Raw genomic sequence first — 13,827 nt, forward strand, 5'->3', positions numbered from 1 at the left:
TTTTAAGTTTTGTTTGTAATATACTAAGTTTCTGAAGATTCAAACAGGTTGTTAGTCATCAAGGAGTGTACTATTTGGTCACTCGAATACATTTGCTTTAAATAGTGATATATTGATTTTTCCGCCAATCCTTTTCAAGTATAGCTGAAATGTTCCAAACCTGCTCGGTTTTTTTAAAAAATCTAAGTTGATAATCCAATACAAAAATTCAAATAATACATCAATAGTACAATTATAAAAAAAAGCTCTGGTTTTCACCAGAGCTTTCTTGTTTTTATAATATTAAGATTCAATAGCAGTATTTAAAGCAACTTCGATCATGTCATTAAATGTCGTTTGTCTCTCTTCAGCTGTCGTTTCTTCACCTGTAAGGATATGGTCACTGACAGTAAGAATGGATAATGCTTGTCTGCCATATTTAGCAGCTAAAGTGTATAACGCAGTGGTTTCCATCTCAATGGCTAGGATGCCATATTGTGCCCATTTTTCATGGTCTGCTTTATCATTGTAAAATTGATCTGCAGTAAATACATTACCAACTTTTAAATTAAGGCCTTTTTCCACACCTGTGTCATATGCCTTTTTTAATAAGCCAAAATCAGCTGTAGGGGCAAAGTCGATTCCATCAAAAAGTAATTTATTCATATTGGAATCAGTTGATGATGTCATGGCTAAAATAACATCTCTCACTTTTACATCTTTTTGAATCGCACCGCATGTTCCTACACGAATTAATTTTTGTACACCATAGCTTTGCATCAATTCATTTACATAAATAGAGATGGATGGAATTCCCATACCTGTCCCTTGAACAGACACTTTTTTCCCTTTATAAGTCCCAGTATAACCAAACATGTTTCTAACTTCATTATAACAAACAGGATTTTCCAAAAATGTTTCAGCTATATATTTTGCTCTCAATGGATCTCCCGGCAATAGCACAGCTTCTGCGATTTCGTTTTCTTTAGCGCCTATATGTATACTCATGTTTGAATATTTCCTCCTTTATGTAAAGACAAAAATGTCTATATTCAACTATAACTATACCATAGGCTTTTTAAAAAGATAAAGTTACCGATAATTCAGATTTTAACAAACGTGAATTCGGTTCACTACAGCCCAACCGCCAGATTGAAGCTGGTAATAACTCTTTTTCTCGTACTTATCCCCGATCATAATGATATCACCACTTGATATGGTTCTTCCCTTATAATTCTCAGGTATTAAATCTCTTATATTAAACTTTCTAAACAATTTATTAATGACTTCCGTATGACTTTCTCCATCTATGTAGCCTTGATATACCTGTTTATATCCTTTCTTATCCCGAGGGTGTTCTGTTTGAAAAATGGCGATTTCATATTCTCTTCTTCGCAAAGCCGACCACTTTAAAATTCTTTGTTTAAGCATAATTTCCCTCCTAATACGTTTGTTATTTAAATTTACCCTTCCTATAACAAATTCCTGCAATGAAAAACTTCTAGTTTTGTCGAATCCTAAATTTATGAGTTTTGGCCTAGTCTTTTCTTATAAAGTATGCTGTTAAATGCTTACACCCCTGTGGTTAGAGAACAATTTACAATCTGCATATATTTGTTGAATCAAAAAACAGACCAGGAGAAGTCTGTTTTTTGTTTAGTGAGGCTCTTTTTTCTCTCTTGTTGTTTGATCGGCCACTAATTTTTCTAGTTTTTTTATAGCAGTTTTCATCACTTTCCCATAGGTTTCATCACCAAACATGTCACGTAAAATTCGATAATCATTATAAATATCGAGAAGATGATTAATTTTCTCTTGATGATCAGACTCCTGGTTACCATTTTTATTTAAATGTGCGAGCGGTGAGGGCTCTGTTAGTTTCTTATACTGATTTGATTTCAATTTTTGATTAAGAGCATGTTTCTTCAAAAATTGTTCTGCATCTTTCGCATCTGCAAGAAAAATCAAATCATCCTCATTGCATTCTAGCCATTCATTGTCTGTAATTCTAGATAATTCATAAATAATATCTTCCCACGATTCTTCTTTATATCTCCAAATTTCAGTTCGAAACCCAATGACTTTAAAGATTTCCTTTCCATACCCTTTCACTTGCACTAAATCTCCAAAAAAATACTTGTAATCAATATTTACATGTTCTGCTTCAAATAAAAGCCCTTCAAAATCCTCAACAAGCATTAAGGATGATTCCGTAAATACTCCATCAGCACCTTGGACCTCATATACATAGGTTTGATTAAATTCCTGAACAGACTTCACTTTACCCACGATTCCGTTCACAAGTATGACTACTGAATTACCAATTGCAAACTTCGGTTTATTACGCTTGCCCATTGCTGCCACCCCTCGCAGTTCGGGTAGAATTTTTATCAGTATATGCAGCTCTTTAATTGAGGGGAAGCCTATTATTTAAACTCTTTTAGCCATCTTCCCGAAAAAACAAGACTTGATTCAGTAAAAGGATTAAATTGGGGAAAGATTTATATTTTTGACTTTGGCTTAATTCACCGATTTAGACTGGATTTGTGACAGAGTTGGCTGCTTTCTTCCTGTCCCCTACTGTATTTACAGTAAATCAATTGTTACCCATTCTATGACTGTCGGAAAAAGACATAGTTTTTAATTTCAACTAATACAATCTTTTTCGTAAAAAAGAAAAGCAATCCACTTATTCAAGTAAATATGAATAAGCAGATTGCCATGAAATTTTCATGCGATAGTTAAGTAGAAATATCTTCATCGGAAGGAATGGTTAGAATAACGCTCGTTCCTTCTCCTTCTACGCTTGTTACTTCAAATGTACCTTTTAACTCTTCCATGATTTTCATGCTCGTTGCCAGTCCTAATCCGGTACCATTTTCTTTAGTCGTAAAGAATGGGGTACCAAGCTTGGATAACGTTTCTGCTGGAATACCCGGTCCATTATCCTTAATGATTAATTTCATTTTATTCTCAAAACAATCTGTTAAAATGCTGATCGTTCCGCCATCTTTCATAGCATCTCGAGAATTTTGGATTATATTTAAAATTACTTGATAAAGACGATTTCGATCTGTATAAATGATTCCTTCATGATGAATATCTTTTAATATTGTAATATTATTTTTATTTAACTCCGCTCTTTGCAGTAAAATAATTTCTTCAATCAACTCAGTAACTGAATATTTTTTCAAGAGTAATTGATATGGTTTTGATAGATTCAATAATTCGCCGACTATTCTATTCATACGGTTTAATTCTTCTATAATGATATCAATATAATTTTTAAATATTTTTTCATCATAGGGATGATCTCTTAATAGTTGGAAAAGCCCCCGAATCGTCGTAATAGGATTTCTGATTTCATGGGCTACTCCGGCCGCTAATTGGCCAACATATTTAAGCTTCTCCGTTCTGAGAATCTCCTTTTCCCGTTGTTCCAAGGTTTCTATCATGGAAATAAAGGCCCTATTAAGTACATTTAGCTCATGATATGTACTTTCAATTTGGTTATATTTTTTTCCGTTCGTATATCTCTCCACACCTTCTGCCATCCTGACAACAGGCTTAACTACTGTTTTAGATATATAATATACAAATAGTAAAATACCAATCAGCAGTATTAACCCTATCATTAGATAACGATCAATTAATTGCAGCAATGGAGCATATACAACTTTTTTACTAGCTTCGGTAACCACATACCACTGCTCCTGGGCATCAGTTCTTTCCTTGATTGGTTTCACAGCAAATAACTGCTTGCCATCCTTAGATTGAATTAATTCATTTTGCTTATCAGAGTAAATCAATTCATCTAGTGAAAGATTATTTTCCTCCAGAAAGTTTGTTTTCATAATATTATCTTCATTTTGCTCTGATACAATCCAGCCCTCGTGATTAATCATAAAAGCTGTATAAGGAAATTTTTCACGCTCAAGTGTTAAATTGGACTCTATCGTTTTCCACAGATGAAATAAATTAAATGTTGGAGCAAATACTCCATTTATTTCATTATCATTCGTATAAATTGGTGTGCTAATCAAAAAAAATGGCTTTTCACGATCTAATTTATACACTTTAGACAAATACTGAATGCCTGCACTTGATTTTTCGAAGGATTTACTATTTATAAAATAAGGAGTGATATCATTATACTCCTCCGAGGGAATTACATCCCCGTCCTTATTAACATAGATATATCCAGAGTAAATCGGCTTTGATTCAACATATTCCTTCAAAAAATTCAATGAATGCGTTTTATTGTCACTTTCTATATCGGAATGCCGACTTAAATAAACTAGATCACTGATTCTCTCATCTATAAAACGATCTGTTGTATCTGCCGCATGGTAAGCGGCCGTTCGCAATGTCATTCTAACTTGATTTTCAATTAACGATCGCTGGGTCGAATACGAAATAATCCCAAGGCATAGTAAAGGAACCGTTGAAATAATAAGAGAATAACTTAACAAACGGGTTTGTAATCGAACTGGCATAGGAACACCTGTTTCTTTCTGTTAAATTCAATTGCTAAAAAGCTAAGAATCCTACTAAAAATTTAATAAAGCTTTGATATGGTTAATCTGATTTTCTACAAACTATAACTCACCAATATGCTGAAGGTAAAGATTCCAGGCATCGTCAAATAGGCTCATGTCCAATATATAGTCAACATTCATTTCTAGATACAGACTTATTTCATGATAATCAGACGAATTCTTAGGAAAACCGGGATCATGAAAAACATTTTCAGCAAACATGGACATCTCACTTTTCTCCAGGGCATGCCTATATGTGTTTAAAAATCGATAAAAAGATTTCACTTGCTTTCGCTCCACTCATTTAACATTAATTATGCATTATACATATTACCTAAAAAAACTACATAATGCTATTATTTACCTTGTTGATTTGGGGTACTTCACGCGAATAATGATACGAATTACCTTCATTTATATAATAATTTTGTTAATCAACAATGACACCAAATCTTTTTGGTACTATGTATATTGCGGATAATTCTTCTTTCTATTCTGTAACAAGTATACATGAATACAATACATTTCCATATATTATAAAACAATTAAATGTTGCAGAATAACATTAATTCACAAAAAAACCTCGGAATAATCCGAGGTTTTCATTATACTAAAACCGGTTCTACTTTTACTTCCTGAACTTTACGGATAATATCACGCGCTACCCAGACCCCACAGGCACTTGCCTGCGCTAATCCCCTTGTAATACCGCCTCCGTCTCCACCTACATATAAATTTAATATGTCTGACTGAAAGTGCTCATCTAAATTTGGTCTTGCTGAGTAGAATTTTGCCTCTACTCCATAAAACAATGTGTGCTCAGATGCTAATCCTGGCGTTACTTTATTTAATGCTTCGGTCATTTCTATTAAACTTTTCATTGTATTGTAGGGTAAAACCAAGCCTAAATCTCCTGGAACTGCTTCTTTCAAAGTAGGCTCGATAAAACCTTCTTTTATTCTCTTAACAGTAGATCGTCTTCCTTTTAAAATATCGCCGTACTTTTGAATAATTAAACCGCCATTTGAAAGGGCATTTGCCAGTTTTGATATCTCATGGGCATATTCTGTAGGCTTATCAAACGGCTCAGAAAATTTATGGGATACCAGTAATGCAAAGTTTGTATTATCACTGCCAAGTTCAGGATCTTTATAAGCATGACCATTCGCCAGCATAATTCCAGAATGATTTTCAACTACAACATGCCCGGAAGGATTGGAGCAGAATGTGCGAACCTGCGTACCAACAGAGGTATTGTAGATAAATTTACCTTCATATAAATGTTTATTGATTTCTTCCATTACCACATTGGATGTTTCAACCCTCACACCAATGTCAACCTGGTTACTCGTCATTTTAAATTTACGTTTTTTAAGAATCTCTGTTAACCATTTGGAACCGTCTCTCCCCGGTGCGACCACGACATAATCAGAATATAGCTTTTCTCCATCTTTAAGAACAATTCCTTTGGCTACATATTGGTTATCCTGCTTTTCAGTTAATACATCTTCTACTTCTGCCTTAAAAACCATATCTATTCTGTCTTTTAAATATTCATAAATACTTTTTAAAATTTCAAGATTCTGTTCCGTTCCTAAATGACGTACATAAGCTCGCAATAGCTTTAACCCTGCTGCATAGCCTGACTTCTCAATTCGGCGCACTTCTTCACTCATTGGATTCGTAAGCGTATCAGTAGCACCATGCTTTATGTTAATTGCATCTACATATTTTATCAGTTCCACAACTTGATTTTTTGATAAATAATCTGTCATCCACCCGCCAAATTCGCTTGTAATATTAAATTTCCCGTCAGAATACGCACCAGCTCCACCAAATCCGTTCGTAATGGAACAAGCAGGCAAACAACCCGCAAAGCTCTTTCGATTAGTAGGTGGCGGACATTTAACTATTCTCTTCTGTAATATTGGGCAGTTCCGTCTATATATATCATGACCTTTATCAATTAAAAGAACCTTCGCTTCCGGTAATTTTAGAGTAAATTCGTAGGCAGCAAATATTCCGGCAGGACCGGCACCCACGATAATTACATCATAATTCGTTTTCATATGAGGATCTCCTCCATTTATAGGTCTGCTCCGCACTAAAAATCATACCAAAGCGAACATGAACCGTCAACAGAAAATACGAACATTATTTTTGTAAATTATATTTTTGTTCGCCTTTAAAGTGTTTATATGTAGTTTTTATCCAAACATAAGATATTTTTTTACCAATCCATTAAAAAAGGACGGATAACCGTCCTTTTTCCCTTTAATCAGCAAGGGCTGCAGAAAGAAGCACCGATAATAATAAGGAGGATAAATAACACAACAATCAATGCGAATCCGGAACCAAAACCTCCTCCGTGTCCGTAACCTCCACCGTAACCATATCCACCGCAACCGCTGAAACATCCATCTTGACCACCGTAATACATTTGTTTCACTCCTTTAGAAGTTCATCATTACATTTTTACTATATGTGTTATTCGCCCTTTAGGTATGTGCATTCGCCTAATTTGATTGCCTTTTTTATGTAAATATTGTAACATTATTGTAACATCAGACTAGATTATAGAAAGAAAAATGGGGGTTAATCGTATTTTCAAACGCAAGCAAGGGTTATTACTTGTTGTGATGGTTGCCACAGGTTTATTGTTTTTTTTCAGTTTTAATGTATTTTACAGCAAAAGCCAAACACAAGGCTTAATGGATAAATTAGAGAATGGACAAAAAATTCGCTATTTAGTATTAGGTGACAGTATTGGTCGCGGATCGGGAGCAGAAAAGCCTGAACTTACTTGGTTCTCCCAATTAGAAAACATGATTCATGAGAAATATGGAAGCAAAATGAACGGACAATATATTGTTCAAAGCGGTGCCACTTCATTTGAAGGCATCTATAAATTGCAAGAAACAAAGGTTTCCCCATACACAGATTTAATCTTCATTGTTTTTGGTGAAAATGACAGGAAATACATGCTGAAAGACGATTTTGCCGAATTGTATGAGAATCTAATCAGGCACGCTAAAATCAGTGCACCACAAGCAAACGTTATAACTGTAATCGAGAGCAGCTTGCCGGATGAGGGGTTTGCCCAAATAATCAAGGATATCAGCAAGCATTATGGAGCTGTCCCAGTAGACATGCGACCAATCTTTAAACAGTCGCCATTATCAATTTCTGAGTTAACAAAGGACTCAGTTCATCCAAATGGAAAAGGGTACTCTTTATATGCGAATGAAATCTTTAACACCCTTAGTACATTGGATAACGAACAAAAATCAGTGCCTCTGCCAAAAGCCAAATATATTCAAAACGATTATCAATTAAAAATGAATGATCGATACAATCATAATTATGGGTTTACGAAACATAATGGATATCTGCATTCAAATAAAGAAAAGAGTCAATTAATCTATCAATTTAAAGGACCAATCGTTGGTGCCGTTTTACTGCGCGGTCCAGATGGCGGTACGGCTGATATTTATATAGACGATCAATTTCATAGTACCATAAGTACTTGGTGGCCCTTTCAAAAAGAAAGATATATATACCTGGCCAATAACCTCGGTGAAGGAACACATGAACTAAAGATTGTTCCTACCGGCCTTCAAAGTAAACACAATTCAACTAACGCATCCTATATTCGGATTTCTGGGATACTTGAAAAAGAATAAAGGTTAATAAGGAACTGTCTGTTAATTACACTTCTCTTCTTAAAGGAAATTTTCCATTACGAATCATTAGAAAAATAACACGTAAAACAGCAAAAGATGCTGGGACATAAGTATTTCAGTCAATGATAAATCCGAACTATTAGGTGATATTTTAATAAATATTTCGCCTAATAGCTCGGATTTTTATTTATTTCCAATAGATTAGTTCCTTCTGTATCCCATTATTAAACTTAGTGGAATGAAGCGGAAGCCAACGATTCCTGCGGGAAGTAGAGGAAAGGCTGAGACCTGAGCAAGGCGCAGCCGAGGAGGCTAAAGCTTTCCTCCCCGCGGAAAGCGAGTGGAGTAAGCGCGCAATGGAAGGAACTTTTTTCAATTACTTCATTTTTCACCCCAAAAACTATACTCATATATATCAAAATTCATCCTGTGTTCTAAAAATGCTTGAAAAAATCCCATTTGTTCTTTTTCTATTTCAAAGTAGCCTGTAACTGGATGGTCTGCTGATAAGTTAAAAATCCTGCGATATTCATCTAATGGAATAGATACTAGTTCCTCTTCACCAATAACGAACTTATCTTCATCATCAATTTCGTTCCATTGAATCATCCTAGTTGTTTCTTCCTCAGAGAAAAAATATGGTGACGTACATGGTTCAACAAACAACCCATTACTTTCAGCAAAACGAATAGCAGATTGACAATTTATAATGGACCCAATATACATATAGTAATCATAGCCAAAGTGTATGAAGAATTGATCTTTACTATAGAGCTTACACCATATAAAATTTCGCAAAATCATTTTGCAAATCAAACGCAATTCATTTTTGTTTACCAACAGGTCTTCTTTGAGAACCAGCTTTTCAAATTCCTGTTCGTATAAAGGTGATGTAAGGTCTTCTTCAGAAATCTTCTTATCCAATTGCAAAATTCTTAGTGAATCAATATTACTTTCCTCCATGAATTTAATCATGGAATTTATATAAGCTGTCTCAACCTGAAGATATTCATGAAAAGTGAATTCCTTCCCATTAATAAATTCCCCTATTTCAGAAGGACAAGTCCATTCCTCCGCTATGGTATAGTACCCATTTTCATCCCTAAAATCAGGATTAAACTTTGTGACACACCACTGAAAATTTATTTGTTTAACCACCCTGCCCCTCCTCCATTCTCCGTAAGTAAAGTATATCATTTACATTAAATTTCATATTGAAATTCCAAATTGCAGGAGTTTTCTTTTTAACATCTCGTGCTTTGCAAGGGAATTTAAGGCTATAAAAGCTCTTAAAATGAAACGAGAACCCGTTAGGTATATGATGTAAAAATATATCATAAAGAAAAAATAACAGATTCACATTTTCCAAAACCCATTTGCTCTATTACGAATACGGATTACATAACAAAAAGGATAATCACCCAAGCAGGCAACGGTGTCCTCACTTAGAGAGATTATCCTTTACAATTTAATATCAGCTGAACAACTTTACATATCGCCCGTATCCTTCTTTTTCCAATTCTTCTTTTGGTATAAACTTTAGTGCAGCAGAATTAATGCAGTATCTTATCCCTGCAGGACCCGGACCGTCGGGGAATACATGACCTAAATGAGAATCCGCTTCATTACTCCGGACTTCTACGCGACGCATGCCGTGTGAATAGTCGTCCTTTTCGATTACTTCAGACTCATCAATAGGTTTTGTGAAACTTGGCCAACCACACCCCGCGTCATATTTATCCTTTGAACTGAAGAGTGGCTTTCCCGAAACGATATCCACATAAATCCCATCTTGTTGGTTGTCCCAGTATTCATTTCGAAAAGGCGGTTCTGTACCGCTTCGCTGGGTTACGTCATATTGCATAGGTGTTAATTCTTTTAGACGATCAGAATAATTGGTCAATTATTTTCACCCCAATGCTCTTTAATAAAACCAGAACGCCCTGAACCTACTTGATAGGATTCATAATGATCTTTATTCTTCTTATAGAAATGCTGATGGTACTCCTCAGCTGGATAAAAGGTTTTGGCAGGAAGAATCGGTGTTACAATTTCCTTTGTAAATCTACCGCTGTTACCCAACTCTTTTTTGGATTGCTCCGCAATTTCCTTTTGTTCCTCGGTTGTATAGAAAATGGCTGTCTTATAGGAGTCTCCTCGATCACAAAATTGTCCGCCCGCATCTGTTGGGTCAATTTGCTGCCAGAATAGCTCCACAATTAATTTATATTTTATAATAGCTGGATCAAATGTAATTTCTACTGCTTCTACATGTCCAGTACTACCTGAACAAACTTCCTCGTAAGTAGGATTTTCTTTATGTCCGCCTGTATAACCTGAAATAACACTTTTTACTCCTGGAAATGTGTCAAAGGGTTTTACCATGCACCAAAAACACCCACCGGCAAATATTGCTTTTTCCATCATCCTACCTCCTTTTGAGTTTATATTTATAAACGTATAGATATTCTACCCTTTTATTGTCAATTAAGAAAATGGTTTGCTTAAGACTTTTCTTATATAAAGACACATGCCTAAGCTCTCTTGCATATAGCTAGAATATAATTTGGAAGTGCGAGGAGTGAGACCAATGTCCTCTATGAATGGACAAAGCTATTATCAGAAGGCAAAGGAATACGATTTACTCTCCCAGTATTACAAATATACAAATCCTGATTTGTATATTAAGTATTACTATAGACATCTGCATTATATGGATCAGTTACTTCATCAAGGGGCAGGAAATGAGCGGACTACGCTTGGTAAGATAAGGTTTTTTCATGCCCTTCCATCTGTAAAAAGCATAGATTTATATATAAACGGAACACGAATTTTCAAGAACGTCCCCTCTAAATCTGTTAGTCATTATTTATCACTGCCTGAGGGGAAATATGAATTTGATCTTTATCCGAGCGGCCAATCACATTCCGCTTTGTTAAGCAGAAAAGTAGACATAAAAGAAGGAACCCCTTATACCATTATTGCTGCAGCAAATCAAAATGGATATTCTCTCTTTTCAATCGAGGATAATCTTACTCTTCCGACCAGGGAGACAAAGTTAAACTGTTTAAATCTAAATCCTGATTCGGCTGGTATCGATATCGCTGTAACAGGTGGAGATACCATATTTTCTAATTTAGCCTATAAAAAGCCCAGCTCTTATCTTGGATTGACTCCGATGACAGTAGAATTTTTAGTGAAATGTTCAAAATCGAAAGAAATGATTCTTGATCCTTTTTCCGTCACCCTCCATCCCGACCAAATATACACAATGCTTATTTTAAGCTCGGGAAACGAACATAAAGACCCGGAAATTGTGTTTATTTAAAAAATGAGAGGAATTGCATCCATGGACTCATGGTACAATTCCTCTTTTTACAATTATTCTACCGGAACTAACAAACTTAACTTAATTTCATCATTTTTGAGATCAAAAGACTTTGCTTTAACTGTGATTCCACTCTTAAGATCCATTTGGCTTAATGCCAAATATATGTTTTTTTCTTTAGGTCGTATCATAACCCATTCAGGTGTATCATATTTTTCGTTAATGTAATTCAATACAAATGTTGCCGGCAAGCTCATACCGCCAATTTGAATAGCTTCATGCTTTAAAAGTAAATCCCCATTTTCGAGTGTAACTGGTTCAAATAACACCTTGATTTCGACATTTCTGCCAAACGCGGATAATGTTCCGTACAATTCAAGACTTTCCTTTAAAAGCACCTCATATTTAATTGGACTATCTGAGCTTTCTTCCTCAATATAATAATTAATAATCCGATTAAGGTCTTCCTTATTGGATGTAAACGGTATCTCCACTTTTTCATCGTTAGTGGCTAGTTTATTTAATGATTCTTCATCCTTTATCGGACGAGTCGTCCAATAAATCAGGATACAGGCTGCAATTAGGTTGATTGCCAATAGCCCCAAAAAAAGTCCTTTCCACTTGTTATCTATTTTGAAGATTCTCCTCATTCTTCTCCCCCTCTTGTACCATCCTCATCGTATTTATGTTTTTAACAGTACTCTCTTTCATTTTCTCATATATACGTGAAGCAATAATCTCATAGCCCCTGTCATTCGGATGAAAATAATCCTCTTTGTATAAAAGATTTTCATTTGATTTTGAGAATGCATCATCAATTCGGATGAAAAAAGCATTTGGATCCTCAGAAACTATTCCCTCACTGACGCTATTCCAATCATCCATGATAATATCCAGTTCCTGAAATGCAGATATCCATTTCCCGAAAGGGTTATACAAGCCAACAAAATAAATTTCTGCTTCTTTATTATATTGTCTAATTATACTAAAGATTTCTTTCAGTCGCTCTTCATATTGAATAGCCTCCAGATTAAAATCCTTCATGGTTAAATTTGTAAATTGTTCTTTTACAACTCTCATGATATCGTTTCCGCCAATCGTAATGATAATGGCATCAGAAGTTTTTATATCCGATATTAATTGCGGTGTTTTCAGCCGTCTTAAAAGATCTGCAGTTCGATTGCCGCGTATACCGTGATTGGTAAATTCCGCTTCTCTTATCCCCTTATTTTGTTCTAAATAGGAGACTAAATATGGAATATATCCCCCTTGATCACTGCTATCCCCAACACCCTGGGTCAAGGAATCCCCCAGTGAAACTACCTTCACATCGGCAGGAAAGAAATCATTCGGAATTTCCCGTTTTAATGCTTTTGTTATAGAGGAGGCTGAATGTTCTTCCACTTGCTTTCCAAAAAAATATTGATAAGGACTGCATCCTGAAAGCATAAATATCATAATCACAGTTATCAAGGTTTTCCAAAACATAGCTGTCACCTGCCTAAAGATTACTCATTATTATATTCATTATAGTTACAATAAATATCCTTATGATATAAAAAAAGACAGGTTTCCCCTGCCCCTAATTTGACTGTAGTATTTTTATATGTTTAATAATATCCTCGAATGGAATACCTTCAACACCAGAATATTGCTGAACAACTGTGCCCTCTTGATCGACCAATGAAAAGCTCGTTCCATGAATTACCTGGTCCCCTTCTGCAGGCTTCTGCACCAATACTTTAAAGCTATCCTTCGCCAGGCTTTCAATCGTTTCTTGGTCATACCCTGTTAAGAAGCTCCAATTATCGAAATTCGCCTGAAAGCTTTCCCCGTATTTTTTCAAAATAGAAGGATTGTCTACTTCCGGATCGATACTAAAGGAAACAAAATGTACATCTTCAAGACCTTCTTCAGTAATCATATTTTGAAGCTTTTTCATATTGGAAGTCATCGGCAAACATACTGTATTGCAATTTGTAAAGATAAAATCAGCAATCCATACTTTTCCTTCTAAATCACCTTTTGATACTTTTTGTTCATTTTGGTCCGTAAAGGTAAAATCCTCCACCTTCCAATTTACCGCATTGGGTATTTCTTGTTGAGAGCAACCATTAACAACTAAAATCAGAAAAAATACCATTGCTATTTTGCCAAAATAGTTCATGAATTAACCACCCTGCGTTTAATCTCTAATACTGTTAATTTTATCAAAATCTGTATTTTCACAAAAGTATTTTGCCTTTGATTGACGGATTGTCTTAGTCTTTTTAATTGAATTAAAATTATTCAAAGCTCA

At 35.1% G+C, this 13,827-nt stretch carries 15 protein-coding genes; 2 read left to right on the top strand and 13 right to left on the bottom strand.

Annotated elements, in window-relative coordinates; translation table 11 throughout:
* Window positions 1–282: 282 nt before the first annotated feature.
* The 7 genes from deoD to FHY47_RS05740 all read right to left on the bottom strand — a co-directional run bounded on the left by deoD (window position 283) and on the right by FHY47_RS05740 (window position 6,957).
* Window positions 283–987: a purine-nucleoside phosphorylase gene (deoD, locus tag FHY47_RS05710; protein ID WP_148629813.1), complete on the bottom strand. Its 705-nt coding sequence runs from the start codon at window positions 985–987 to the stop codon at window positions 283–285.
* Window positions 988–1,089: 102 nt separating this feature from the next.
* Window positions 1,090–1,410, bottom strand: coding sequence for a YodL domain-containing protein (locus FHY47_RS05715; protein WP_066107108.1), 321 nt, complete (start codon window positions 1,408–1,410; stop codon window positions 1,090–1,092).
* 225 nt (window positions 1,411–1,635) lie between these two features.
* A complete protein-coding gene (locus tag FHY47_RS05720) occupies window positions 1,636–2,334 on the bottom strand; it encodes a hypothetical protein (protein ID WP_066107111.1) in 699 nt (232 codons plus the stop codon).
* Window positions 2,335–2,720: 386 nt separating this feature from the next.
* Window positions 2,721–4,475, bottom strand: coding sequence for an ATP-binding protein (locus FHY47_RS05725; protein ID WP_139891806.1), 1,755 nt, complete (start codon window positions 4,473–4,475; stop codon window positions 2,721–2,723).
* 102 nt (window positions 4,476–4,577) lie between these two features.
* Window positions 4,578–4,817 (bottom strand): YozE family protein, encoded by a 240-nt coding sequence (locus FHY47_RS05730; RefSeq protein ID WP_308810532.1) that lies wholly within the window; start codon window positions 4,815–4,817, stop codon window positions 4,578–4,580.
* A 305-nt stretch (window positions 4,818–5,122) separates the two neighbouring features.
* Window positions 5,123–6,586 (bottom strand): NAD(P)/FAD-dependent oxidoreductase, encoded by a 1,464-nt coding sequence (locus tag FHY47_RS05735; RefSeq protein WP_066107115.1) that lies wholly within the window; start codon window positions 6,584–6,586, stop codon window positions 5,123–5,125.
* A 209-nt stretch (window positions 6,587–6,795) separates the two neighbouring features.
* Window positions 6,796–6,957 (bottom strand): YjcZ family sporulation protein, encoded by a 162-nt coding sequence (locus tag FHY47_RS05740; RefSeq protein ID WP_066107118.1) that lies wholly within the window; start codon window positions 6,955–6,957, stop codon window positions 6,796–6,798.
* Window positions 6,958–7,105: 148 nt separating this feature from the next.
* On the opposite strand from FHY47_RS05740, the gene FHY47_RS05745 reads away from it, so the two are divergent.
* Entirely contained in the window at window positions 7,106–8,200 is a 1,095-nt protein-coding gene (locus FHY47_RS05745; RefSeq protein WP_148629814.1) for an SGNH/GDSL hydrolase family protein, read from the top strand.
* Between the two features lie 381 nt (window positions 8,201–8,581).
* On the opposite strand, the gene FHY47_RS05750 is transcribed toward FHY47_RS05745, so the two are convergent.
* The 3 genes from FHY47_RS05750 to msrA form a co-directional block, all read right to left on the bottom strand.
* A complete protein-coding gene (locus tag FHY47_RS05750; RefSeq protein WP_148629815.1) occupies window positions 8,582–9,358 on the bottom strand; it encodes a DUF7683 domain-containing protein in 777 nt (258 codons plus the stop codon).
* Window positions 9,359–9,674: 316 nt separating this feature from the next.
* Complete coding sequence (gene msrB, locus FHY47_RS05755; protein WP_148630276.1) at window positions 9,675–10,064, bottom strand: peptide-methionine (R)-S-oxide reductase MsrB; 390 nt, start codon at window positions 10,062–10,064, stop codon at window positions 9,675–9,677.
* A gap of 35 nt (window positions 10,065–10,099) precedes the next feature.
* A complete protein-coding gene (msrA, locus tag FHY47_RS05760) occupies window positions 10,100–10,624 on the bottom strand; it encodes a peptide-methionine (S)-S-oxide reductase MsrA (protein ID WP_395940460.1) in 525 nt (174 codons plus the stop codon).
* 166 nt (window positions 10,625–10,790) lie between these two features.
* Between msrA and FHY47_RS05765 the strand changes: the two genes are divergently transcribed.
* Window positions 10,791–11,528 carry a DUF4397 domain-containing protein gene (locus FHY47_RS05765; protein WP_139891803.1) on the top strand — a complete coding sequence of 246 codons (738 nt, stop codon included), beginning with the start codon at window positions 10,791–10,793 and terminating at the stop codon, window positions 11,526–11,528.
* A 53-nt stretch (window positions 11,529–11,581) separates the two neighbouring features.
* Here the strand turns inward: FHY47_RS05765 and FHY47_RS05770 are convergent, their stop codons facing one another.
* The 3 genes from FHY47_RS05770 to FHY47_RS05780 form a co-directional block, all read right to left on the bottom strand.
* The gene (locus FHY47_RS05770) at window positions 11,582–12,178 is read right to left on the bottom strand and encodes a YpmS family protein (protein ID WP_066107139.1); all 597 of its coding nucleotides are present in this window, start codon (window positions 12,176–12,178) and stop codon (window positions 11,582–11,584) included.
* Entirely contained in the window at window positions 12,153–13,016 is an 864-nt protein-coding gene (locus FHY47_RS05775) for an SGNH/GDSL hydrolase family protein (RefSeq protein ID WP_139891802.1), read from the bottom strand. The genes FHY47_RS05770 and FHY47_RS05775 overlap by 26 nt, the downstream gene beginning before the upstream one ends.
* A 94-nt stretch (window positions 13,017–13,110) precedes the next feature.
* Window positions 13,111–13,695 (bottom strand): SCO family protein, encoded by a 585-nt coding sequence (locus FHY47_RS05780; RefSeq protein ID WP_225983581.1) that lies wholly within the window; start codon window positions 13,693–13,695, stop codon window positions 13,111–13,113.
* Window positions 13,696–13,827: the final 132 nt, after the last annotated feature.

It is taken from the genome of Bacillus sp. E214, assembly GCF_008087365.1.
Taxonomy (GTDB): Bacteria; Bacillota; Bacilli; order Bacillales; family Pradoshiaceae; genus Pradoshia.